Here is a 21,067-nt window from a genome sequence, read left to right as displayed (position 1 = left end):
ACACCCTTGTCATTCGCTAACAGTTCCTACTGCAAAGCCTGTAGTGGACTTTCACCACCAAGTTATCACCCATGCCGGGCGCACATCAAAAAAAGCGGGAATGCATAATGCATCCTCGCTTTTTTGGCAGTTGTAAAGTTGATTAAGTTAATGACATTGCTATTTCAGCACCACGTTTTTTGCAATCAAATTTTCGGTTCAGTTTGGACAGCCTCGTTCGCTCTCGCTGGTTTTGATTTCAGCGTCAACAGGAACACAGTCGACAAGATCAAGGCAATGCCGATCAGATCCGTCAAATGCAGACTGGTCCCGAGCCAAAAAACGGAAAGGAAAGTGGCGGAAAGCGGTTCGGCCGATGAGAGCAGGCTTCCGACCGTTGCTCCGATGCGATGTACCCCTTCCAGATAGAGACTGAAGGAAATGACCGTCCCAAAGAGGATGATGACAATCAAGGCAGCAAATGCCGCTAGGTCCCAAGTGCCGATGATCCGCCAAGGCTGATACACTATTGCGAGCAGCACGCCCCCGATCAGCATTCCCCATCCCAACGAGAGCAGCGTCCCATAGGTTCTGATCAGTCGGGCAGGCTGGAGATTGTAGATGACAACGGACACAGCCGATAATAGTCCGTACAGCAACGCTTCCTGCGATATGGCCAGACTATCGAACCGACCATGTGTGGCCAATAGAAAAATACCGACGACCGCAAAAATGATGGCCGCCATTTCAGCTGGCCGCGGTAAATGTTTATTTTTGACAGAAAGATAAACCATGATCAGAACAGGGGCCAAAAATTGCAGAACTGTAGCCGTTCCTGCATTCGAATGGCTGATGGTCGCAAAATAAGTGTATTGGCAAAAAGACAGTCCCAAAGCTGCGAAAAGCACCAAATCTCTGCGGTCCTGCTTGTCTTTCCAGACGCGGAAGATGGCGTCCTTTTCTTTTTTGTAGCATAGCAACAACAAAATCAAGCCAGCCATCAGCATCCTGACGGCAACCAGCCAGCCGGATGTCAACCCGCGTTGTTGCAGTAGAAACTGTCCACTGGTCCCCGAAATCCCCCACAACAGGGCTCCTACAACGGTGAACAACACACCGGATTTATATTGAGACATTCCATCTCTCCATTCCTTATCATTTTTCAAATAAAATCATTATATGCGATGGCACGGCAAATAGAAAGCTGATAATTTTACTTTGTCCGAAGAGCGATTTTGTGGGATACTGATAAGCGTGAAAACAAACGGAGGTAGAACAATTTGATACGCATTAAAGAAGCCATTTTACACATTTTGGACATCAATACGAATGAACCGATTTTTTCCTATGCCGGTCTGGATACATCAGAACGCATGATGATTGAATACATCGAAGCGATGGTCGCAAAGGTAGAAGATTCCGACAGCATGAAGGACGGGATCCTGGAGGAGGACAATCCGCTGGCTGCCCTGTTCAAGAATTGCCAGAGCGATTTCGTTGAAGGCACAAAAGCCTTGGCGGAAAAGTTCTTCAACCTGACGAAATTGAATCCCGAAATCCCGCCTGCGGATCTGCTGATCGCATATTTTGAATTGGATGAAGTACCTTGTCTTGGGGTGTTCAAGCTGAATTACTCGGACAGCTATACGCACTTCGTTTCCTACGAAGGGGACCTTTTGACCAACCAGATTATCTTGAATCGCGCCATCCTGCCTTCGCAAAGACAAGCTATTCAGGAAGGCCTTGTCGTGAATCTGGAGCAGATGGTCTACCATGTCATCGAGAAAAAACACATGATCGCCGAACTGGGCGAAAAGGTGAATTACTTCACGGAGATGTTCCTCGAAGACACGCCGAAACCGAGTCTGAAGGAGAATATCTCGATCATCAAAAAGGCTGTCCAAAAGACAAGTAAAGCCTTCAACGACGAGGAATTCCAGGTATTGGCCGAAACGAAGGAAGCCATCGTCACGAGCATGCAGGAAGACAACCTCATCGACAACGAAAAAATCGCTGAAGCCTTGTTCGGCGATAACTTCGCCAAAAAACAGAAGTATTTCGAACAGGTCGAGGAACTGGGCTACGTCGACCGGGCCCCTGCGGAAGCGGCAGTCGCCGGTCCGAAATATTCCAAACAAAAATTCCGTCTCGACAACGGCATTGAAATCAGCATTCCGCTTGAGCTTTACAAAGACCCGGATGTCGTGGAATTCATCAACAATCCCGACGGCACAACATCCGTGATCATCAAAAACATCGAGAAAATCAAAAATCTTTTCTGATCAACAAAGAACCGATGGCCTCGCATGGAGTGCCATCGGTTCTTTGCTTATTTCGCTTTTCTGGAGATGTTCAGGATAGACAGCCCGTAAAGCACCAATGCCGTTCCGATCAGGATGAGGATGCTGGTGAAGGGGGTCACTGCGGATTCCCCGAAGCGGATAGTATGGCCCATCATCAGTTTGAAAGCATCCACCCCTTCAACCGGAACACCCTCGAACGAGATTTTCAAAGGTTCCTCCATCATCACTTGCCTCATCAAGGAAGCTGAATAGGTCATCGGAAAAAGTTTGATGATTGTCTGCACACTGTCCGAGAACTGTCCGATCGGCACATAGACCCCGGCAAGGAAGCCGATGATGGTGCCGAGGATTGTGCTGGCGGTCGCGAAAGCGTTTTGACTTTTGAAGAAGGAAGTCAGGAAATAGACCATCGCACTGCTTGTCAACACGGTGAGCAAGATCAGTCCGAGCATCTTCAGCATAGCAACCAGAGCCAGCAATTCTCCACCGTTGAGGAAGATATAAGCTTCGGCCAACACGAACGTGACGAGGCTCATGATGAAGCCCACAACCACCGAACTCAGAATATAGGCTGCCGCCAATTTGCTTGAACGGATCGGCGATACCGTAAAGTCCTTCAATATTTTATTGGCCCGGTCATCGATCATGACAGCGAATGCCCCCATCGTCGTTGTCACACCAGAAACCGAGATGACACCGGACATGATCCAGCTGTCCATGACGTACTGCGCACCTGGCGAATCCCCTAAACCACTAGTCAAATTCTTGCCCAGGAAAAAGACGTAGAGTCCGATGATGATCAGCACTGCCAACAAGGAAAAGAAGACGTTCGCCTTATCCCTGAAAAATATTTTAATGTTGCGTCCGACAATCGGTATCATTCCTGCACCTGCTTTCCTGTGATCGCAATGAAGGCATCATCCATCGAACCCGCCACCACTTCAAAATAAGTAAGGTAAGGTTTGCATTGCGCCAGAATGGGTAGGGCCTCCAATGTTTTGCCTAATTTCACACGGAAAAGATCTTGTTGCAGCTCATACTGCATCTGATGCGCATCCAAAATACGGCTCACTTCGGAAATAGCTTCCGTCCGCATCTTCAATACGTCAGAGCTGTACCTTTCCCGCAACGCATCCGGGGTCCCTTCCGCGATGATTTCGCCTTCATCGATGATGACGACATAATCTGCGCTGGCCGCCTCCTCCATGTAATGGGTCGTCAGAAAAATCGTCATCCCGTGTTCCGCTTGGAGTTTCCGGATCGTATCCCAAACATTCTTGCGGGTTTGGGGATCCAATCCAGTCGTCGGTTCGTCCAAAAAAAGAATCTTTGGCGTATTGATCAAGGCCCGCGCGATATCCGCGCGCCGCTTCTGGCCCCCGGACAACTTTCCGTAGGGCCTATCCAAAAACTCCGTTACTCCTGCAGCCTGCGTTGCTCGAAGAAAAGCCGGCTCCCAATCCGATTTGGACAGTCCGTAAAAGCTCCCCCTCACCACAAGGTTTTCCTTGACCGTTAACAGTTTATCCAACAAATTTGTTTGGAAGACGACGCCTATATCGGACCTGATCGCAAAGTCATCCTTCCCCAAAGTATAACCGTTAATCCTGACTTCACCGCTGTCCGCCTGCAGCAGCGTGCAGATGATATCGATTGTCGTTGACTTTCCTGCCCCATTCGGTCCCAAAAAAGCAAAAAGCTGACCGGCATTCACGTGGAAATCGATATCCTTGACCGCCTGCACATCTCCGAAACGCTTTGATAAGCCTTTGACTTCAATTATTTTTCCCAACTGAAAAACACCCTCTCTGATAACACAGCGCTGCCCATCCAGAATATAAGAAACTTCTTTATGTTCAGTGTATCAGAATGGAGAATGAAGACAAAATAATTGTCTGTTGGAGGACGGTATTCATTTTTTGATGTGTGCTCCGGCGAGCGGAGGCTTCGCCGGAGTTCGGCCACATTCTGAGTTGTTTCCTCCGATGAAAGAAGCCTCTCCGGAAGTGCGGCTGAAAGCTACCGATCAGCTCCGGGCTGGGGCCCTTCGCCGGAGCTGAGGGTGCTTACCCAGAGATTGTCCGATAACCCGACTGAATCGACCTGAGACCGGTATGATCGCTCTCCTCGCAAAAAGAGGGCCATCTCACATGAGACCAGCCCTCTCTTCTATTATTTTCGTCATATGCTCTCGCAAACGCGTTCTGATTCCCAGAAATCTCCGCCTAAGCTGATATTACGTCACGGCCAAAAAACGGCCGTTCTCGTAATATCCTCTTAGTGCTCGATTTCTACCCGGGATTCATCACGCTCTCTCGTAAACGCGTTCTGGTCTGCAGGGGGTTGCGCTTAAGCTGACAAGCGCACATGGTCAAAAAGCGACCACTTTGCGCTTGTCCTCTTAATGCTCCCCCCTACCGCAGACCATCACGCTCTCTCGTTCTATCTGCTCTTAACCAATAGGTTGATTGCTTGTTGAACGCTTTCTTCTTTGGAAATATTGTCTTTTTCCTGGTCATTGACACAGGAAACCAGATTTTCCGCAACGATGATGCCCATTGCGCGGTCGATGCTGGATCGGACTGCTGACAACTGTGTCACAACGTCGGAACAGTCCTTTCCGTCCTCCATCATGGCAAGGATGCCGCGCATTTGTCCTTCCGCCCGCTTAATGCGGTTGATTATATTTTTGTTGTATTGATTCACACAACTTCACCCCTCCAGGCCGAAATGCCTCCCATCACGTTCGTCACTTTGTAGCCCTTTGAAGCAAGATATTGGCAAGCTGCCGTTGAACGCGCACCGCTCAAGCACATAACATAGTAATTTTCATCTTTTTCCAGTTGATCTGCAGTGTCTTCCAGACCGCTTAAAGGCATAGAGATGGCGCCATCGACGTGCGCATGTGCAAATTCATCTGCTTCTCGTACGTCCACTAGTTTGACAGGAGTTTTTTTCCATAATTGTTCGAATTCCGGCATTGTAATTGATTGATACATATTATTTTACCACCTTTTCTGGTCTGACGGTTGCATATAAGCTAAATGCACCATCTAAATTTTTTACTGTAAAGCCATTTTGCTTCAAGATACGTTCAGCGATGTAGCTGCGCAATCCACTCAGACAGCTGACGATGATTGGTGTTTCTTTTGATAATTCCCCGATTCGTGCACGCAAGTCGTCGACAGGGATATTGATGGCGCCATTCAAGGCACCTAATCTGTCGATTTCAGCCTCACCGCGGACGTCCAACAATTGATAGCCTGCTTCCTGCATCTTTTCCAGTTCATACCATTGGATGGATTCAGAAACACCTTCGATGATGTTCGTGGCAGCATATCCAGCCATGTTGACCGGATCTTTGGCTGATCCGAACGGCGGTGCATAAGTGAATTCCAATTCTGGTAAATCCTGGACCGTCAAGTTGCCTTTGATTGCTGTAGCGATGATGTCGATGCGTTTGTCTACGCCATCCGCACCAATAGCTTGCGCTCCAAAGATTTCACCTGTTTTCGGATGAAAAATCAATTTCAGGACGATTGCGGATGCGTTAGGATAGTATCCGGCATGGCTCTTTCCTTGGACATGCACGACTGCGTACTCTTTTCCTGACAGTTGCAGTTGGCGTTCGTTCAGGCCTGTGGAAGCCCCGGCCAAACCGAACACACGCACGATTGCGGTTCCGATGCTGCCTTTATTTTTTCTGTTCAAGCCGCTGATGACGTCAGCTACTTGGCGTCCTTGGCGGTTCGCAGGCGAAGCCAAGGCAATCATGGTGTCTTCACCGGTGATCTGTTGCTTCACGATGATTGCGTCTCCGACTGCATAGATGTCTTTTTTGCTTGTTTCATAGTTTTCATCCACCAGAATACCGCCGCGCATGCCTGTTTCAATGCCCGCGGAAATTGCCAAGCTATTTTCAGGTTGGACGCCTACTGACATGATGGTCAAGTCGCTTTCAAGTTCTACACCGTTTTCCAGGATAATTGTTTTGCCTTCATTCTGGAAAGCTGTAGCCGCAACGCCTGTATACAGTGTCACGCCATTCGCTTTCAACTCATCCGCCAAGTAGGCAGCCATTTCTTCATCGAAAGGAGGCAACACATGCGGTGCTTTTTCGACGATCGTCACAGCCAAGCCGCGGTGCGCTAAGCTCTCAGCCATCTCAAGACCGATGAATCCTGCTCCAATAACAACCGCTTTTTTCGGTTTATGTTCAAGGATGAAACCTGTGACAGCATCCACATCCGGCACATTGCGCATCGTGAAGATATTTTTGGCTTCAGACAGACCTTCTGCTGGTGGTACGAATGGTTTCGCGCCTGGGGATAAAATGACTTTATCATATGCCAGTTGGTATTCGCCCTCTTTTGAACGGACTGTCACTTCTTTTTTGTCCGGATCGATTGCGATCGCTTCGCTGAAAGGACGGACATCCAAATCAAAACGAGCGCGCAATTGCTCAGGAGTTTGTACCAAAAGATCGCTGCGTTCTTGGATATCGCCTGAAACGTAGTAAGGCAAACCGCAGTTCGCAAAGGAAACGAAAGGTCCTTTTTCCAATACGATGATTTCTGCATCCTCATTCAATCTTCTCAAACGTGTTGCAGCGGACATGCCGCCTGCCACTCCACCGATAATAACAATTTTCATCATAGTTTTCCTCCTCTTGTAGTACCTGACCATGCGGACATGCCACCTTTGACATTGACTACATCGTAGCCTTTAGATTTTAAGATAGTCGCTGCACGTTTGCTGCGAGCACCTGATTGGCAAATTACATAAACTTTACCCTTAGGGGTATATGATTCCACTTTTCTCAACGGAACATTTTTTGCTCCCGGAATATGTCCTCCGATGAATTCGTTCGGTTCACGGACATCGATTATTTGTGGTTTTTCGGTTAATTTGGCTTCCAATTCCTTTGTGGAAACGGAAGGCATACTGTTGAATAAGTTAAATAGCATACTTGGCTCCTTTTTTGTAAGTAGTATCAATCGCTTATGGACTTATAATACCCTATGGGGTATATTTTGTAAACCATTTTTATTCAAAAAATATAAAAATGTCCAAAATTCCTGATACATAACCATTTCCGACCCAAGCAAGGTACAAAAAAGACCGCAAGAATTGCTTAGGAACGCAACTCTGCAGTCTTTCTACTTATTGATTGCTTTTCTTCTCTGCACGTAGGCGTTCGATAAAGCTTTTAATGTGTTCGAATGCTTCCTTCAGCTCTTCGATGGAATAAGCGTAGGAAATGCGGATAAAGCCCTCTCCGCTCTCTCCGAAGGCGGATCCGGGCACAACAGCCACTTTCTCCTCCAAGACCAAGCGGGTAGCAAACTCTTCAGAAGTCAGGCCGAATTCGGTTATGTTCGGGAAGATATAAAAGGCGCCGTAAGGTACAAAACACGGCAATCCCAAATCTTTCAGAATTTTCATTAAATAACGGCGACGTTGATTGTAGCTTTCGCGCATCTCGGCAACATTGTCATCGCAGTTCCGCAACGCAACGATACCGGCGTATTGGCTTGTTGTCGGTGCGGCCATGATGGCGAATTGATGAATTTTGATCATCTGCTCCATAATGACTGGCGGAGCAGTTGCGTAGCCCAAACGCCACCCCGTCATCGCGAACCCTTTCGAGAATCCGTTGATATATACGGTCCGTTCCTTCATCCCCGGTAAAGAGGCGATACTGACGTGATCTCCATTGTAGGAAAGTTCACTATAGATTTCATCCGTGATGACGAAAAGGTCATTGGCGATTATGACTTCGGCGATTGCTTCCAGATCCTCTTTGGACATAACGGCGCCGGTTGGATTGTTGGGATAAGAAAGGATCAGTACTTTTGTTTTCGGTGTAATCGCCGCTTCCAATTCTTCTTTTGTCAAACGGAATTGGTTTTTCTCCTGCAGCGGGATGGCGACGGGAACCCCATCAGCCAGCACGATGCACGGAAGATAGGAAACATAGCACGGTTCCGCATAAACGACTTCATCACCCGGATCCAACATGGCACGTAAAGCCAAATCGATGGCTTCACTTCCGCCAACCGTAACGACCGTTTCATCTTCGGGGGAATAGTTCAAATTGTAGCGACGTTCCAGATAGCGGCAGATTTCTTGGCGAAGTTCTGCCAGTCCGGCATTTGCAGTGTAGAATGTACGCCCTTTTTGGAGGGTATACATGCCTTCATCACGCACAATCCAAGGGGTATCAAAGTCGGGCTCACCTACCCCCAAAGAAATTACTCCAGGTATCTCATTCGCAATATCAAAAAATCTCCGGATGCCGGAAGGTTTGATTTCCCGCACCTTAGCATTTATCGGATTTCTCATGGAGTCAGCACCATCCGTTTGTCGTCACCCTCATCCACGAACAACGTGCCGTGATCTTTATAACGTTTCAATACAAAATGAGTAGTGGTTGATTGTACTTCATCGATGACAGATAGGCGTTTTGCGACAAACAGCGCAATTTCCTTCATCGGTGCTTTTTTCAATTGCACCATAAAATCGAAACCGCCGGACATCAGAAAAACGGTCTCCACTTCCGGGAATTGATAGACTTTTTCCGCAATTCGGTCAAAGCCGGATCCTCTTTGTGGATTTACGCGCAGCTCGATGATGGCAGAAACTTCGTCATCGCCGGTTTTGTCCCAATTGATCAAAGTATGGTAGCCGCAGATGATTTTGTCCGCTTCCAGCTCTTTAACTGCAATCGCCACTTCTTCTGTGTCAACACCCAACATGACCGCCACTTCTTCGTCAGTTAATTTGTTGTTTTTTTCGATAATCTTCAGAATCTTTTCTTTCAATTCATTATTCATCGTTTTGCCTCCTCTGGCTTTACGCATTCGGGCCGTTTCCAGGCTCTATTATTCATTTTTTGCTAAATGAATTTGCTTTCATTTTATCACCACTGCCATGCACTTGCAAATATGTTTTCAGGAATGGAGGTTGGCGGGACAGTGCATCAACACTAAAAAAAACTCCACAGGCCCGCGGAGCGCGAACTTGTGAAGCTTTTACTTATCGATTAATAACGCGTATCCAAGAATCCGCAGAACGCGTCAACTGGAGAGACGCCAGTGAATTCGGAACGGCCAACCATTTTATTGACTAAGGCTTGCAAAGTGAAGTCTTTGCTGTCGTAAGTATTGATGTATGTTTGTACTTGCGGCACGTCAGCCAAATGGTTCGGTGCTTGGACAGAAACAAAGATTGTCGGGATTTCATGGACATAGAAAGGAATGTCCGGTGTCCCTTTTGAAGCAGGCCATTGAATGCGTTGATCCGTGTTCGGTTGAACAGAAGCTACGTTGATTACCAAATCGTAAGCCGCAATCAAATCTTTGATCGGACGTTTTTGAGCGTACACGTTCGCAACGGCAGCGGCCCTTTCTTCTTCCGGCAATTTGTTGATGCGTTCTTCTGTAGATTCCCAGATAGAAACTTCAAAGCCTTCCGCTTCCAGGATGCCTTTCAATGTATCGACAGGGCGGACAGCTTCTCCGCCGATCATTGCGCCGAATCCGCCTTTATGGCCTTCAACATTGACCAAAAGGACACGTTTTGTTTTTTCCGGCGAAATCGGGAAGATATTTTGGTTGTTTTTGACCAAAGTGATCGCTTTGTCGGCAACCTCAACTGCAATTGCTTTATTTTCAGGCAAACCGATTTTAGCCATCGCTTCTTCTTTGGAAGGCAAGATTTCTGTTTTCGCTTTTTTGTGCAAGCCCAGAGCAGCTTTTGTGCCCAAGATACGCGTTAAAGCTTCTTCCAAACGCTCGTCCGTGATGACGCCGTTTTTGTAGCCATCCAACATCCATTGGAAATCTTCGTCCGGATCGTTGAAGAACAAGAATAAGTCAGAACCTGCTGCGATAGCTGTCGGCAGCATATCTTGACGTTTCATGGCGGAAGTCATCGCAACCATGTGGCTGGCATCGGTAACCACAAGACCGTTGAAGCCCATTTTATCGCGCAACAGATCAGTGAGGATGTATTTGTTCAAAGTAGCCGGCATAATTTGTTCTTGAACGGTAGCTGCCGGATTGAAGTGTTTCACGTATTCAGGCAAGGAGATGTGACCAGCCATGATGGAAGGCAAGCCGGCATCGAACAAAGTGCCGTACACTTTACCGAAAGTAGCGTCCCATTCTTCAGTGGAATATGGATTTACGCTGAACGATAAATGTTGGTCGCGCTCATCGATTCCGTCCCCAGGGAAGTGTTTTGCCGCTGGTGCAATGCCGCTCTCTTGGATACCTTTCATGTAAGCCAAAGACATTTCGATGGTTTTGTCGACATCGCCGCTCCATGTGCGGGTTGCGATGATCGGGTTGCGCCAGTTGCGGTTGATGTCCACAATCGGAGCGAAACTCCAGTTGCAGCCGATAGCAGCAGCTTCAACGCCGGAGACGCGCCCCATTTCATAAGCATACTTCGTATCATTTGTGGCAGCGATTTTCACTTCAACACCGACATACGTGCCGTCTTTACATGCGCCGTTGCCGCCTGCTTCCGTGTTGGCAGCAATCAACAAAGGAATTTTGCTGTTTTCCTGCAGAATTTTATTTTGCTCATATACTTCTTCTGCCAAGCCTGGATTGTAGCGGACTCCGCCGATGTGATAGTTATTCAATACGCCCGTCAAATATTCCTCCGTGCGTTCTGATCCCATGTTGATGAACAATTGACCAATCTTCTCTTCGACAGACATGCCGGCAATCGTATCTTTGACCCACTTGATTCCCTCGGCATCCAAGTTGTAAGGTTTAGTAGTTAAATCGACTCTCATGATTTGTCCCCTCTCAAAATAGTTCTGGAACAGATCGATACTGTAGCGCGTTGGCGTCAGCACCGTCTTTCCTACAAAAGCAAGTATAGGCATTTTATCAAAAAAAATGAAGGCACTTACAGCCAATTTTCAAAAGGTTCGGATTCTGTTCAAAATTGAACTGTTGGACAAAACCAGGCAGTGGCAAGCCCTATTTCTGCTCACAAATCGCGCTGTGAAGCCATTTCGATTGATCAAAAACCACTTTCTAAAATCCCGATGAATCTAAAGAAAGCCTTCTTGGATTGTCATTTTTTTGTCACAGTATCCGATCAACAAGAAAACGGAGCTCTCTATACGGAAGGCTCCGTTTTCACTTCAAGATTCTAAAAATCACTCGACAAACTCGCCAACAATCGGCAGGCCCTCAAGAACCTTTATGCCATGAGGGGACTGGTTGGTGATTTCTTCTGTCCATTCATTCCCGGCTGTCAGCCCCTGTTTGTGTTCACCGTCTTTCCAAGCCTCCACGTTTGTGACGTCATAGACTACCCCATCGACGGCTACATAAGCCGGCTGCCCATCCTTACCGTTGTATTGGCTGAGTTCCTCAAGCGTGAAAGTGCGCATTTCCATGGCGGAACTTCCGCTGGCCGACTCTTCAGCGGAACTGCTTATTGATACGACTTCGGAGCTCGTTGATGCACTGTCTTCGACAGTGCCAGGTGCGCATGAGACCAACAGCAGGCCGGCTATCCCAGCTTCCAGCATCAAGCTCAATTTTCTTCTCGACATGGTCGATTCCTCCTTCATCATAAACCAAATGTTTCATAATGGATGCAGTCTTTGGAAACATCTTTTTTAAGCAAAGCTGCTTCGACTGCATTCATGAATGGCGGCGGTCCGCACAGAAGGTATTCTGCGGCCTCAAAGCGGATCTCATTGTCCTGGAGAATTTTCTCGATTTTCCCTTCATCCAAGAAGCCGCTCTCATTGGCAAAGAAAGGCACTAGGCGGAAATCAGGCAGCTTTTCCTTGAGCGCTTGCAATTTTTCGCTAAAACCATACTCATCTTGATTTTTCAGGCTCCAGACCAACACCATCCTGTTCGGGAATTGCAAGCGTGCGCTGTTTTCCAATACCCCCAGCATCGGCGTGATTCCGATGCCTCCCGCAAACATGACCATACTGACAGCTTTATCGTGCATGCCTTCCTGGACGTGCCACATGCCGCCGTATGGGCCTTCAAGCGAGGCTTTGACTCCTGGCTGCAGCGTTTGGAACTGGTGGGTGTAATCCCCGGAATCCTTGATGGCCAGCGCGACTTCATCGCGATCCTGTGGGGCGCTGATCAACGAGAACGGATGCTCTTCCGATGAATACTGGGCGTCATAGAGGCGCAGAAAGATAAACTGTCCGGCTTGGTATGGAAATACTTCGCCGTTATCCGGCTTCAGATGCACTTCCAGAACATTGCCTTTTTCGGGCTTTGTGGCGGTTACGGTGAACAAGTTTTTCTTAAGTCTGGCGGGTTTGATGAATTTGTGGTTGGCGTACAGGCTAAACGCCAAAGCGAAATAGCCTCCGAAAATGGCTGCGGCCAGATAATCCTCCTGCACAATCACAGTCATGGTCAAGACATGGATAGCCAAAAATGCGGCAGCGAGTATATTGAAATTATGGACGACTTTCATCTTCTCATAGTTGGCGATAGGATATTTTTTGAGGGTTGTTTTGGCCGTTTTGACAATTTTTTTTCGCCCGAACCAGTTCGTCATGATGAGGGCAGAAAGGACAGCGATGGTCAAAAAAAAGGTGATGGCCAAGTCCCCGAAGATGGTCGAGAACCGATAAGCCCAGCCCCAAAGAGCAGTTACCCATAATTTATGCGTGACTCCGATCGCCAAGGCAATGATGGCCATGATGGCATGGAATCGATTCAGTTTATCCAGACTGAAGTAGTGCTCGATAAATCTCGGCCGGGATGCGATGATGACTCCCATCAAAAGCCAGGTATAGGACACGATCCCCAAAAAAGGCGGACCTGCGGAAAGGAAGTTCCTGTTCCTGAGGGATACTGCGGCGATAAGCACAGGGAGAAGAATATAAGCGACAACAATCAGCATGCGCATCAGTTTTCTGTTCATTGCGGAGACCTCTTTTCTTCTGTTGGTTTCGGCGGACAGATGCAAGCAGCGTTTCCTTCGGGTAGGAATCCAACCTCTTGAGTCCATTTTATAACGTTATGCAAACGGTTACAAATCGGAGCTCCTGAACAACAAAATGCAAAGGCAGCAGGAAGTCACTATCAAATCCGAAAGCTATGATACAATGGATAAAATAATACAAGCAAGGAATGATACTATGGACCAGACAAAAACAGAACTGACCTGCAACCAGACGCGGAACGTCCGCACAGCGTTCGTGTCCTACAGCGATTTGAACGATAAAGATACCCTGTTTGGCGGCGAAATCATGTCGCACTTCGACTCAGCCTGTGGAAGAGCCGTATTCAACTTCGTCAAGCGGCCTTCCTTCACCGCGACTGTCGATTTAGTCGCATTCATCCAGCCTGTCCGAAAAAATGAAGCCATCTATGTGGAGGCGTATGTTTCTGGCTGCGGAAATACTTCCGTGGAGGCCTTCGCCAAGCTGACCGCCACAGATGTCCGCACAGGCGAAAGCCGCATCTGCGCATATGCTTTCCTGACTTTCGTCATTACCGAAAGCTCGGATCCGGACTTTGTGATGCCGCTGATCCGGCCCGAGTCGGATGAAGAAAAGATGATCTGTTCCGGCTACGATGAGCGCAGAATCAGTAATCTGGCCAAACGCAATCAGAACAAACAATTGCTTTCAGGGCTTTCCACCAAACAGATTTGGGACGCTTGACAAAGGATGCGGATCAGAGCCCAACTTGCCGGCTATCCGGAGAAATGCAAATATTTCAGGATCTGAAGCAATAAAAGCTCCAAGCGCACCGATAAGGTATGCTTGGAGCTTTTATTTCATTTCGGATGCTTATTGCACATCGATGGATACTTCGATTGTCTGCAACGGAACATCGTAGAATCTGTCTTCTCTGCGTCCCAGGAAGTCTTTTGCTTGTTGCGGGAACAAAGCATACATCAATACGTCTTCCGTGGATTTAGCGTATTGACTGATCTCTTTTTCAAATGTAGGCATTTGCGGCAAGATCAGATCGGCAGGTCTCACTGTTGTGATGCCTTCGTTGCCGATGATTTTTTTCGTGATTTCAGCAGAAATCGCTACTGGCGGTTTGCCGTATTGACCTCTTACATATTCCTTGATTTCGTTGGGCACAAGCTTGTAGCGCTCGCCTGAGATGACGTTCATCAAGGCTTGTGTACCGACCATTTGCGATAACGGGGTAACCAACGGAGGATAGCCTAAGTCCGCACGCACTTTCGGAACCTCTGCCAATACATCGTCATATTTGTCCTGCAGGCCTTGTTCCGTAAGTTGGCTCAATAAGTTGGAAAGCATACCGCCCGGCACTTGGTATAGCAAGGTTTTCGGCTCAACGTCCTTCACTTTCGGGTTCAGGATGCCCTCGTTACGGAAGCGATCCCGGATCGGTGCAAAGTGATCGGCAATTTCTGCTAGTTTGGTCATATCAAGTTGAGTGTTGTAGCCCAACCCTTCCAACGCGATTGCGACGGATTCAGTAGCCGGTTGGCTTGTGCCGCCAGCAAACGGAGAGATGGCTGTATCGATGATGTCAGCACCGGCTTCAACAGCTTTCAGGTATGTCATTTCAGCGATTCCGCTGGTCGCATGTGTGTGGACTTCCAACGGCAAATCAACAGCTGCTTTGATTTTGCTTACCAGTTCGAAAGCGACAGCTGGCGTCAAGACGCCTGCCATGTCCTTGATACAAATGGAATCTGCACCCATTTTAGCCATTTCTTTCGTCAAGTTGACGAAATAGTCGACCGTGTGGAATTCGCTGGTTGTATAAGATATGGCAGTCTGGCAATGTCCGCCAGCTTTTTTGGTGATATCGATGGCTGTCTTCAAGTTGCGCAGATCATTCAATGCATCGAAGACACGCACAACATCGATACCGTTCTGGATTGATTTTTCGACAAATGCGCTGACGACATCATCGGAATAGTGTTTGTATCCCAATAAGTTCTGGCCACGCAAAAGCATCTGCAGTTTTGCATTTTTGACTTCTTTACGGATCGTGCGCAGACGTTCCCAAGGATCCTCGTTCAAATAACGGATACAAGAATCAAAGGTAGCGCCTCCCCACATTTCTATCGAATGGTACCCTGCTTCATCCATGCTTTTGATGATCGGTAACATATCTGATAGTGGCATACGTGTTGCAATCAAACTTTGTTGACCATCACGCAAGACCGTTTCCATAAAACGGATTTCTTTAGTCATGTAATTGGTCACTTCCTTCTTGTATTATGTTAGAAATAGTATGTTGCATTTCTTCAATGGTATGGCGACGGCTGCGGCCGCAATCTTTTGCATCACGATTACAGATGAAGCAACGCCTTGTATTCAGGCCTAATTCCGTTCGGCTGATACTCTTAAGATCATTGCCTTCCATCCAAAGAACATCCAAGTCGAACAAGCGGCCAAAAGGATGCGTTTCTTCAATCATCACCATTTTTTCCTTCAGCTGTGCAGGCGTCAATGGCGAAAGTAAAAAATATTCCGCCCCTGTCTTCAAATTCCGGTAGAGGGAAGCTTGCGGCAGATCATTGCCCAACACTTCTTCGATGCGTTCCAGAACTTCAGTAAAAACTGCTTCCAATTGTGGATTGTTTTTTATCGGGCCCGGGATATTCATGAGTGCCATCAAAAGACTGTCCTCTTTCTGGCTGCTCAATAATTCCCTTTGGATGGCGACACGTTTTTCCCGCACAGCCAACATTTCTTCCAGAGTGACAGGTTCTCCTTCATTAAATAGGGCTAGTTTAAACATTTTTTACCACATCGATTATCGTGCCATCACGGTATTCAATCAAAGCAACGACCTTGTCGCCGTATTCGATCGGATCCGGAGATCCTACGATGGAATAGGCGATATCCTTCAGTTGATTGATCGTGAATTGAGGAACATCCAATGTCTTAAAGTGTTTGATCAAGTCCTCTCTGGCAGGGTTGATGGCGATACCTAATTCGGTAACGACTACATCGACGCTTGACCCAGGTGTGACTACCGTATTCACAGTATCAACGATTGTCGGGATACGGCCACGGATCAGCGGAGAGATGACCAAGCTCATTTTGCAGGCAGCACTTGTATCAGAGTGGCCGCCGGAAGCGCCACGGATAATGCCGTCGGAACCAGTGATGACGTTTACGTTGAAGTCTGTATCGATTTCCAAAGCAGATAAGATAGCTGTATCCAATTGGTTGATGACAGAACCTTTGCTTAATGGAGACGCGTACATGATTGCATCGATTTCATAGTGGTTCGCATTTTTTCCCAATGAAATAGCAGATGGGTGATCGAAATCCTGCACGTCGATGACTTTCTCGACAAGGCCTTCTTCAAGCAGTTCTACCATTGCGTTCGTGATGCCACCCAAAGCAAAACTTGCCGTGATGCCGTCCTCGATCATGGACTCTTTCAAGAAACGGGATACTGCCAATGAAGCACCACCGGTACCGGTCTGGAAAGAGAAACCTTGTTTGTAGTAGGGAGAATTCGTAATCACTTTTGCAGCATATTCCGCAATCAAAAGCTCTTTAGGGTTTTTCGTGAAGCGGGTTGCACCTTTAGCGATTCCTTCAGGGTCACCGATTGCGTCAACGACGACTACATAATCCACATCCGTTTGCGGGATGCTGATCGGAGTATTCGGGTAAGGCATCAAGGAGTCGGTGATGACGACGACCTGGTCTGCGTACTTCGCATCCACCATTGCGTATCCCAATGAACCGCAAGCTGTTCTGCCGTGAGATCCGTTCACATTGCCGTATTCATCGGAACTTGGTGCTCCCAGGAAGGCCACGTCGATATGGATATCTCCGCGTACGATTGCCCGTGCGCGTCCGCCATGCGAGCGGATGACAACCGGGTTGTCCAGAATGCCTTCAGATATAGCGGCACCGACTTTGTCACGCAAACCGCTTGATGTGATGTTTGTGACAACGCCCTTTTTGATGTGGCCGATCAAAGGTTCGTGGATGTTGGCGATCGAACTCGGCGCGATCGATAGGTTTTTGAAGCCCATTTTAGCGATTTCTTCCATAACCATGTTGATGACGAAGTCGCCCTCACGGAAATGATGGTGGAAAGAAATCGTCATGCCGTCTTTCAAGCCTGTTTTTTCGATCGCTTCGCGCAAGCTCCCAAGCAATTTCTTGTCGCGCGGTTTCACCGGATGGATTTTGCGTGTGGACTCTTGGTAGTCATTGATGTTCGCTAATTCTCCATTGAAGACACCGTATTGCTCCGCATACATTTCAGGTATATCTTTACCAACTTTATTGACAGTCATGATTAAATATCCTCCTCGCTAATAAGTTTTGCGGCCTTAGCTAAAGCTATGACGCGTTCAGCGCGTTCAACAATCGGTTTATCGACCATCTTACCCTTCAAGGAGATGACGCCTGAACCTTTCTCTTCAGCTTCTCTGATAGCCCAAATAACTTCTTTAGCATGTTGAATTTCTTGTTCGGTTGGTGCGTAAATATGGTTGACGATCGGGATTTGACGCGGGTTGATGACAGATTTCCCGTCGAAACCAAGCTGTTTGACAAGTTCGACTTCGCGAGCGAATCCGCCGACGTTTTCAACGTCCGAGTAGACCGTATCGATTGCTGCGATGCCGGCTGCACGGGCGGAGTGAAGAATATAGCTTCTTGCGAAGAACAATTCCTGGCCGTCAGGGTAGCGCTTTGTTTTCATGTTGGTTACGTAGTCTTCCGCACCTAAGGCAATCCCGATCAAGCGAGTGGATGCTTTGGCGATTTCGCGCGCGTTCAGTACGCCTTCAGCGGATTCGATGGCAGCCATCATTTTTGTTCTGCCGACTTCGATGCCGTATTTTGTTTCTACTTCAGTGATCGCTTCATCCACATCCACGATGTCTTGCGCTGTTTCCGTTTTCGGAAGACGGATAACATCCACGCCTGCCAAAACCATCGCTTCGATATCCAATTTACCGACTGTTTCCAAGCTATTGATACGTACAACTGTTTCGGACTTGCTGTAATCAAATGTCCGCAATGCGAAATGCACCAATGTGCGGGCAGAATCTTTTTCTTTCAGGGAAACAGCATCCTCCAGGTCAAACATGATCGAATCCGCACCATACAGGGGTGCATCCCTAAGCATTGCCGCATTTGCGCCAGGGACGAACATCATCGTTCTTCTTAAACGTTCCATGAGTCCATCTCCTTCCAGTTGTAGTCGTCTTTTTCGGCAGCACGGTGGATGGCCGTTACTGTGCGCGCTTCGATTGTGCAATCCAATGCGCCTTTGTCGACAGCCGATACTTTCGCGCTTGTGATGCCCAGATTTTTAAGTGTTGCGATGATGACTTCTTCGATACGATCGCCATATTGTTTTTCTACGCTTGAGTTAAGAGTCACTGCGACTTCATTGTTATCGCTAGGTTCAACAACGATCATGATATCACTTGATTCAGTCGTTCCAGCCACTGCATATTTTTTAATTTCCACTTTTTTCACCTCTAAATTTGTCTTTTCCATAATTTTCTGCCAAATAAATATAAGTTGTTGGTGGTACAAGTTTTTTAATTGTTTGAAAATCATCTTCTTTCAATGCTTTTCGTACACGTGTAGCACTGATGACCTGACCGTCCAGTTCAATCCGGGGAACGACCTGAATGGCAAGCGTATCAGAAAAAATCTTACGCATACTCTCGTTATAGACCTCTGTAACGGGGGATAAGGGTTCTTCCCCTACAAAGCGCGTTTTGATTTGGAGAGCAGGCGCGATCCTCTCTTTGAACAAGGTTGCATCCAGTGTTGCCTGTACGCGGGCTATGCTTTCTACCGCCTGATCCTTCAGAAAGTAGGCTGGGAAAGTAGCGGATGACACTTGATAATCCCTTGTGGGGAGGATGACCACATTCGGAAGGTGCTGTGTGCCCGCCTCGACAAGTTCCGACCGCTCTGTCGTTGAAAATTCGGAGCGATCATCGGATAGGACAAAAAGATAGAGAACATCAACTTGCGCAGCAGCCCTTTCGACTAAATACAAATGACCTTTTGTGAATGGATTAGCATTCATTACGATAGCCCCGGCATGGTTGGCCGACTTTTTGCGGCTCTCAAGCAGGGCCAGGTAATCCGAAAAATCGGGAGAGCCTTGCTCCATGAAGAGAATCGTGTCTGTGCGGATGATTTCTTTGAAACCAAGAGAGGCAAAGGAAACCGCCACGCAGGGTTTCGTGTACAAAAAGAAGTGGATAATGCCGTCATCGTGAAACTTGGAAGATAGGGCCATCACGATTTTTGTCAATAAATTTTCGCTTTGATACTCAGGATCGACAGCAACCAGTTTAATGATGTTTTGATAAGTCGATCCGGTAGCGACTAATTTGTTTCGGTCATAGAGGCCTACTGTATAGTCGACTTGCTCGTCCGGGACCAGTCCGCCTAAGGATAGTAGAGCTTCCCAAGCTTTTTTGTCCGCTGGAACACGGGTTATCCAGATTCTTTTCAGTTCATACATAGATAAGCCTTCTTTGTCTTAGTTTTAGGCCGGAAAACGTTTGATCAACACAATCGACACAACATACAGGAGGAATAGCACCAGGAAGATGCCGCCCATACCGAAAATCATCAGTTCAAATGCAATTTTTAAAGCTTCTGGATCAAAAACCATAATTATATCTCCTCTCAATGAACCTTCTTAACTGAAGAAGGCAAGTACTAGACCACCAGCGATAACAGATGCAATCTGTCCGGATACGTTCGCACCGACAGCATACATTAAAATAAAGTTTTGAGGATCTTCGTCAGTAGCCATCTTTTGGATAACACGGCTTGACATTGGGAATGCGGAAATACCGGCACCACCGATCATCGGATTGATTTTTGTGGTTCTGAACAGGTTCAGGAATTTGGCGAACAACACGCCGCCGACAGTATCCATGATGAAGGCAACCAAACCAAAAGCGATGATCATCAATGTTTGCAGATTCAGGAACAGATCAGCCTGCATTTTGACGGAAATCGTAAGCCCCAACAGGATACTGATGATGTTTACCAATTCGTTTTGGGCAGTCAAGGAAAGTCTGTCCAGAACGCCACATTCGCGCAACAAGTTACCGAACATCAAGAAACCTACCAGCGGAAGAGAAATTGGTGCGATAAAACCGGCAACGATCGTAATGATGATCGGGAAAAGGATTTTTGTCATTTTGGATACGCCTTCCGCTTTATAAGTCATGCGGATGCGACGCTCTGCTTTGGTTGTGACAGCTTTGATCGCAATCGGTTGGATGATCGGAACCAGTGCCATGTAAGAATAAGCAGCTACCGTGATCGGTCCCAGAAGATTAGGCGACAATTGATTGGATACGAAGATGGCTGTCGGGCCATCAGCTGCACCGATGATACCGATTGAAGCTGCTTCCCGGATGTCGAATCCGAAGAAGATGGCGACAACGATCGTAAAGAAGATACCGAATTGAGCGGCTGCACCGAATAATAACATGAATGGGTTTTGCAACAGCGGTCCGAAGTCGATCATGGCTCCGATACCGATGAAAATAAGCAATGGGAACAGCTCAGTGCTGATACCTGCTTCGAAAAGAACATCCAAAACACCTTCTGATTCAGATCCGTTGACCATTTGCGTCAGAACACCTGTACCTGGGAAGTTGACTAGGATGGTACCCAGTCCCATAGGCACTAACAATGTAGGTTCGTACTCTTTTTTGATTCCTAAATAAATCAGGACAGCCCCGATGAGCATCATCACGATTTGGCCCATCGTAATGGATGTAATTCCTGCTAATAATGTCTCCAT

General features: G+C 47.4%; 22 protein-coding genes. 2 read left to right on the top strand and 20 right to left on the bottom strand.

Annotated features, from left to right (window positions below; genetic code table 11):
* Positions 1 to 185 precede the first annotated feature (185 nt).
* The gene (locus ACTCCX_RS07655; RefSeq protein ID WP_463275445.1) at positions 186 to 1,115 is read right to left on the bottom strand and encodes a DMT family transporter; all 930 of its coding nucleotides are present in this window, start codon (positions 1,113 to 1,115) and stop codon (positions 186 to 188) included.
* 144 nt (positions 1,116 to 1,259) lie between these two features.
* On the opposite strand from ACTCCX_RS07655, the gene ACTCCX_RS07650 reads away from it, so the two are divergent.
* Positions 1,260 to 2,261, top strand: coding sequence for a nucleoid-associated protein (locus tag ACTCCX_RS07650; protein ID WP_463275444.1), 1,002 nt, complete (start codon positions 1,260 to 1,262; stop codon positions 2,259 to 2,261).
* A gap of 47 nt (positions 2,262 to 2,308) precedes the next feature.
* On the opposite strand, the gene ACTCCX_RS07645 is transcribed toward ACTCCX_RS07650, so the two are convergent.
* The 11 genes from ACTCCX_RS07645 to ACTCCX_RS07595 form a co-directional block, all read right to left on the bottom strand.
* A complete protein-coding gene (locus ACTCCX_RS07645; protein ID WP_463275443.1) occupies positions 2,309 to 3,163 on the bottom strand; it encodes an ABC transporter permease in 855 nt (284 codons plus the stop codon).
* Positions 3,160 to 4,074, bottom strand: coding sequence for an ABC transporter ATP-binding protein (locus tag ACTCCX_RS07640; RefSeq protein WP_463275442.1), 915 nt, complete (start codon positions 4,072 to 4,074; stop codon positions 3,160 to 3,162). Before ACTCCX_RS07640 ends, ACTCCX_RS07645 begins: the two co-directional genes overlap by 4 nt.
* Positions 4,075 to 4,724: 650 nt before the next feature.
* The gene (locus ACTCCX_RS07635; protein WP_463275441.1) at positions 4,725 to 4,988 is read right to left on the bottom strand and encodes a metal-sensitive transcriptional regulator; all 264 of its coding nucleotides are present in this window, start codon (positions 4,986 to 4,988) and stop codon (positions 4,725 to 4,727) included.
* Positions 4,985 to 5,281, bottom strand: coding sequence for a rhodanese-like domain-containing protein (locus ACTCCX_RS07630; RefSeq protein WP_463275440.1), 297 nt, complete (start codon positions 5,279 to 5,281; stop codon positions 4,985 to 4,987). Before ACTCCX_RS07630 ends, ACTCCX_RS07635 begins: the two co-directional genes overlap by 4 nt.
* A 1-nt stretch (position 5,282) precedes the next feature.
* Positions 5,283 to 6,935, bottom strand: a complete 1,653-nt coding sequence (locus tag ACTCCX_RS07625; RefSeq protein WP_463275447.1) for an FAD-dependent oxidoreductase — start codon at positions 6,933 to 6,935, stop codon at positions 5,283 to 5,285.
* The gene (locus ACTCCX_RS07620; RefSeq protein WP_463275439.1) at positions 6,935 to 7,249 is read right to left on the bottom strand and encodes a rhodanese-like domain-containing protein; all 315 of its coding nucleotides are present in this window, start codon (positions 7,247 to 7,249) and stop codon (positions 6,935 to 6,937) included. The genes ACTCCX_RS07625 and ACTCCX_RS07620 overlap by 1 nt, the downstream gene beginning before the upstream one ends.
* A 196-nt stretch (positions 7,250 to 7,445) precedes the next feature.
* Complete coding sequence (locus ACTCCX_RS07615; protein ID WP_463275438.1) at positions 7,446 to 8,627, bottom strand: aminotransferase class I/II-fold pyridoxal phosphate-dependent enzyme; 1,182 nt, start codon at positions 8,625 to 8,627, stop codon at positions 7,446 to 7,448.
* Positions 8,624 to 9,118, bottom strand: a complete 495-nt coding sequence (locus tag ACTCCX_RS07610; protein WP_319216579.1) for an Lrp/AsnC family transcriptional regulator — start codon at positions 9,116 to 9,118, stop codon at positions 8,624 to 8,626. The genes ACTCCX_RS07615 and ACTCCX_RS07610 overlap by 4 nt, the downstream gene beginning before the upstream one ends.
* A 209-nt stretch (positions 9,119 to 9,327) precedes the next feature.
* The gene (locus tag ACTCCX_RS07605; RefSeq protein ID WP_463275437.1) at positions 9,328 to 11,091 is read right to left on the bottom strand and encodes a glycoside hydrolase family 3 protein; all 1,764 of its coding nucleotides are present in this window, start codon (positions 11,089 to 11,091) and stop codon (positions 9,328 to 9,330) included.
* A 372-nt stretch (positions 11,092 to 11,463) separates the two neighbouring features.
* Complete coding sequence (locus tag ACTCCX_RS07600; RefSeq protein WP_463275446.1) at positions 11,464 to 11,706, bottom strand: cytochrome b5 domain-containing protein; 243 nt, start codon at positions 11,704 to 11,706, stop codon at positions 11,464 to 11,466.
* A gap of 176 nt (positions 11,707 to 11,882) precedes the next feature.
* A complete protein-coding gene (locus tag ACTCCX_RS07595) occupies positions 11,883 to 13,217 on the bottom strand; it encodes a ferredoxin reductase family protein (RefSeq protein WP_463275436.1) in 1,335 nt (444 codons plus the stop codon).
* Between the two features lie 217 nt (positions 13,218 to 13,434).
* Between ACTCCX_RS07595 and ACTCCX_RS07590 the strand changes: the two genes are divergently transcribed.
* Positions 13,435 to 13,962 (top strand): acyl-CoA thioesterase, encoded by a 528-nt coding sequence (locus tag ACTCCX_RS07590; RefSeq protein ID WP_463275435.1) that lies wholly within the window; start codon positions 13,435 to 13,437, stop codon positions 13,960 to 13,962.
* Positions 13,963 to 14,091: 129 nt separating this feature from the next.
* Here ACTCCX_RS07590 and ACTCCX_RS07585 read toward each other — a convergent pair whose 3' ends face one another.
* Genes ACTCCX_RS07585 through ACTCCX_RS07550 form a run of 8 tightly spaced genes read right to left on the bottom strand, consistent with a single transcriptional unit; the run spans position 14,092 to position 21,067 of the window.
* Positions 14,092 to 15,486 (bottom strand): oxaloacetate decarboxylase subunit alpha, encoded by a 1,395-nt coding sequence (locus ACTCCX_RS07585; protein ID WP_463275434.1) that lies wholly within the window; start codon positions 15,484 to 15,486, stop codon positions 14,092 to 14,094.
* Positions 15,479 to 16,036 carry a citrate lyase holo-[acyl-carrier protein] synthase gene (gene citX / locus ACTCCX_RS07580; RefSeq protein ID WP_463275433.1) on the bottom strand — a complete coding sequence of 186 codons (558 nt, stop codon included), beginning with the start codon at positions 16,034 to 16,036 and terminating at the stop codon, positions 15,479 to 15,481. The genes ACTCCX_RS07585 and citX overlap by 8 nt, the downstream gene beginning before the upstream one ends.
* Positions 16,029 to 17,561, bottom strand: a complete 1,533-nt coding sequence (citF, locus tag ACTCCX_RS07575) for a citrate lyase subunit alpha (protein WP_463275432.1) — start codon at positions 17,559 to 17,561, stop codon at positions 16,029 to 16,031. The genes citX and citF overlap by 8 nt, the downstream gene beginning before the upstream one ends.
* A gap of 2 nt (positions 17,562 to 17,563) precedes the next feature.
* On the bottom strand, positions 17,564 to 18,451 hold the full coding sequence (gene citE, locus ACTCCX_RS07570; RefSeq protein WP_463275431.1) for a citrate (pro-3S)-lyase subunit beta: 888 nt from the start codon (positions 18,449 to 18,451) through the stop codon (positions 17,564 to 17,566).
* A complete protein-coding gene (gene citD / locus ACTCCX_RS07565; RefSeq protein WP_068624828.1) occupies positions 18,439 to 18,747 on the bottom strand; it encodes a citrate lyase acyl carrier protein in 309 nt (102 codons plus the stop codon). The genes citE and citD overlap by 13 nt, the downstream gene beginning before the upstream one ends.
* The gene (gene citC / locus ACTCCX_RS07560) at positions 18,737 to 19,765 is read right to left on the bottom strand and encodes a [citrate (pro-3S)-lyase] ligase (protein ID WP_463275430.1); all 1,029 of its coding nucleotides are present in this window, start codon (positions 19,763 to 19,765) and stop codon (positions 18,737 to 18,739) included. The genes citD and citC overlap by 11 nt, the downstream gene beginning before the upstream one ends.
* Positions 19,766 to 19,789: 24 nt before the next feature.
* Positions 19,790 to 19,918, bottom strand: coding sequence for an OadG-related small transporter subunit (locus ACTCCX_RS07555; protein WP_086626833.1), 129 nt, complete (start codon positions 19,916 to 19,918; stop codon positions 19,790 to 19,792).
* 27 nt (positions 19,919 to 19,945) lie between these two features.
* Positions 19,946 to 21,067 carry a sodium ion-translocating decarboxylase subunit beta gene (locus ACTCCX_RS07550; protein ID WP_463275429.1) on the bottom strand — a complete coding sequence of 374 codons (1,122 nt, stop codon included), beginning with the start codon at positions 21,065 to 21,067 and terminating at the stop codon, positions 19,946 to 19,948.

Source organism: Trichococcus sp. (assembly GCF_055118575.1).
The sequence above is the reverse complement of the archived record's forward strand: the minus strand, read 5'-3'. Positions and strand labels throughout refer to the sequence as shown.

Coding starts and splice junctions, on each gene's coding strand:
- ACTCCX_RS07655 (WP_463275445.1), bottom strand. CDS start 1,115: ATGTCTCAATATAAATCCGGTGTGTTGTTCACCGTTGTAGGAGCCCTG.
- ACTCCX_RS07645 (WP_463275443.1), bottom strand. CDS start 3,163: ATGATACCGATTGTCGGACGCAACATTAAAATATTTTTCAGGGATAAG.
- ACTCCX_RS07630 (WP_463275440.1), bottom strand. CDS start 5,281: ATGTATCAATCAATTACAATGCCGGAATTCGAACAATTATGGAAAAAA.
- ACTCCX_RS07625 (WP_463275447.1), bottom strand. CDS start 6,935: ATGAAAATTGTTATTATCGGTGGAGTGGCAGGCGGCATGTCCGCTGCA.
- ACTCCX_RS07620 (WP_463275439.1), bottom strand. CDS start 7,249: ATGCTATTTAACTTATTCAACAGTATGCCTTCCGTTTCCACAAAGGAA.
- ACTCCX_RS07615 (WP_463275438.1), bottom strand. CDS start 8,627: ATGAGAAATCCGATAAATGCTAAGGTGCGGGAAATCAAACCTTCCGGC.
- ACTCCX_RS07610 (WP_319216579.1), bottom strand. CDS start 9,118: ATGAATAATGAATTGAAAGAAAAGATTCTGAAGATTATCGAAAAAAAC.
- ACTCCX_RS07605 (WP_463275437.1), bottom strand. CDS start 11,091: ATGAGAGTCGATTTAACTACTAAACCTTACAACTTGGATGCCGAGGGA.
- ACTCCX_RS07600 (WP_463275446.1), bottom strand. CDS start 11,706: ATGGAAATGCGCACTTTCACGCTTGAGGAACTCAGCCAATACAACGGT.
- ACTCCX_RS07595 (WP_463275436.1), bottom strand. CDS start 13,217: ATGAACAGAAAACTGATGCGCATGCTGATTGTTGTCGCTTATATTCTT.
- ACTCCX_RS07590 (WP_463275435.1), top strand. CDS start 13,435: ATGGACCAGACAAAAACAGAACTGACCTGCAACCAGACGCGGAACGTC.
- ACTCCX_RS07585 (WP_463275434.1), bottom strand. CDS start 15,486: ATGACTAAAGAAATCCGTTTTATGGAAACGGTCTTGCGTGATGGTCAA.
- citX (WP_463275433.1), bottom strand. CDS start 16,036: ATGTTTAAACTAGCCCTATTTAATGAAGGAGAACCTGTCACTCTGGAA.
- citF (WP_463275432.1), bottom strand. CDS start 17,561: ATGACTGTCAATAAAGTTGGTAAAGATATACCTGAAATGTATGCGGAG.
- citE (WP_463275431.1), bottom strand. CDS start 18,451: ATGGAACGTTTAAGAAGAACGATGATGTTCGTCCCTGGCGCAAATGCG.
- citC (WP_463275430.1), bottom strand. CDS start 19,765: ATGTATGAACTGAAAAGAATCTGGATAACCCGTGTTCCAGCGGACAAA.
- ACTCCX_RS07555 (WP_086626833.1), bottom strand. CDS start 19,918: ATGGTTTTTGATCCAGAAGCTTTAAAAATTGCATTTGAACTGATGATT.
- ACTCCX_RS07550 (WP_463275429.1), bottom strand. CDS start 21,067: ATGGAGACATTATTAGCAGGAATTACATCCATTACGATGGGCCAAATC.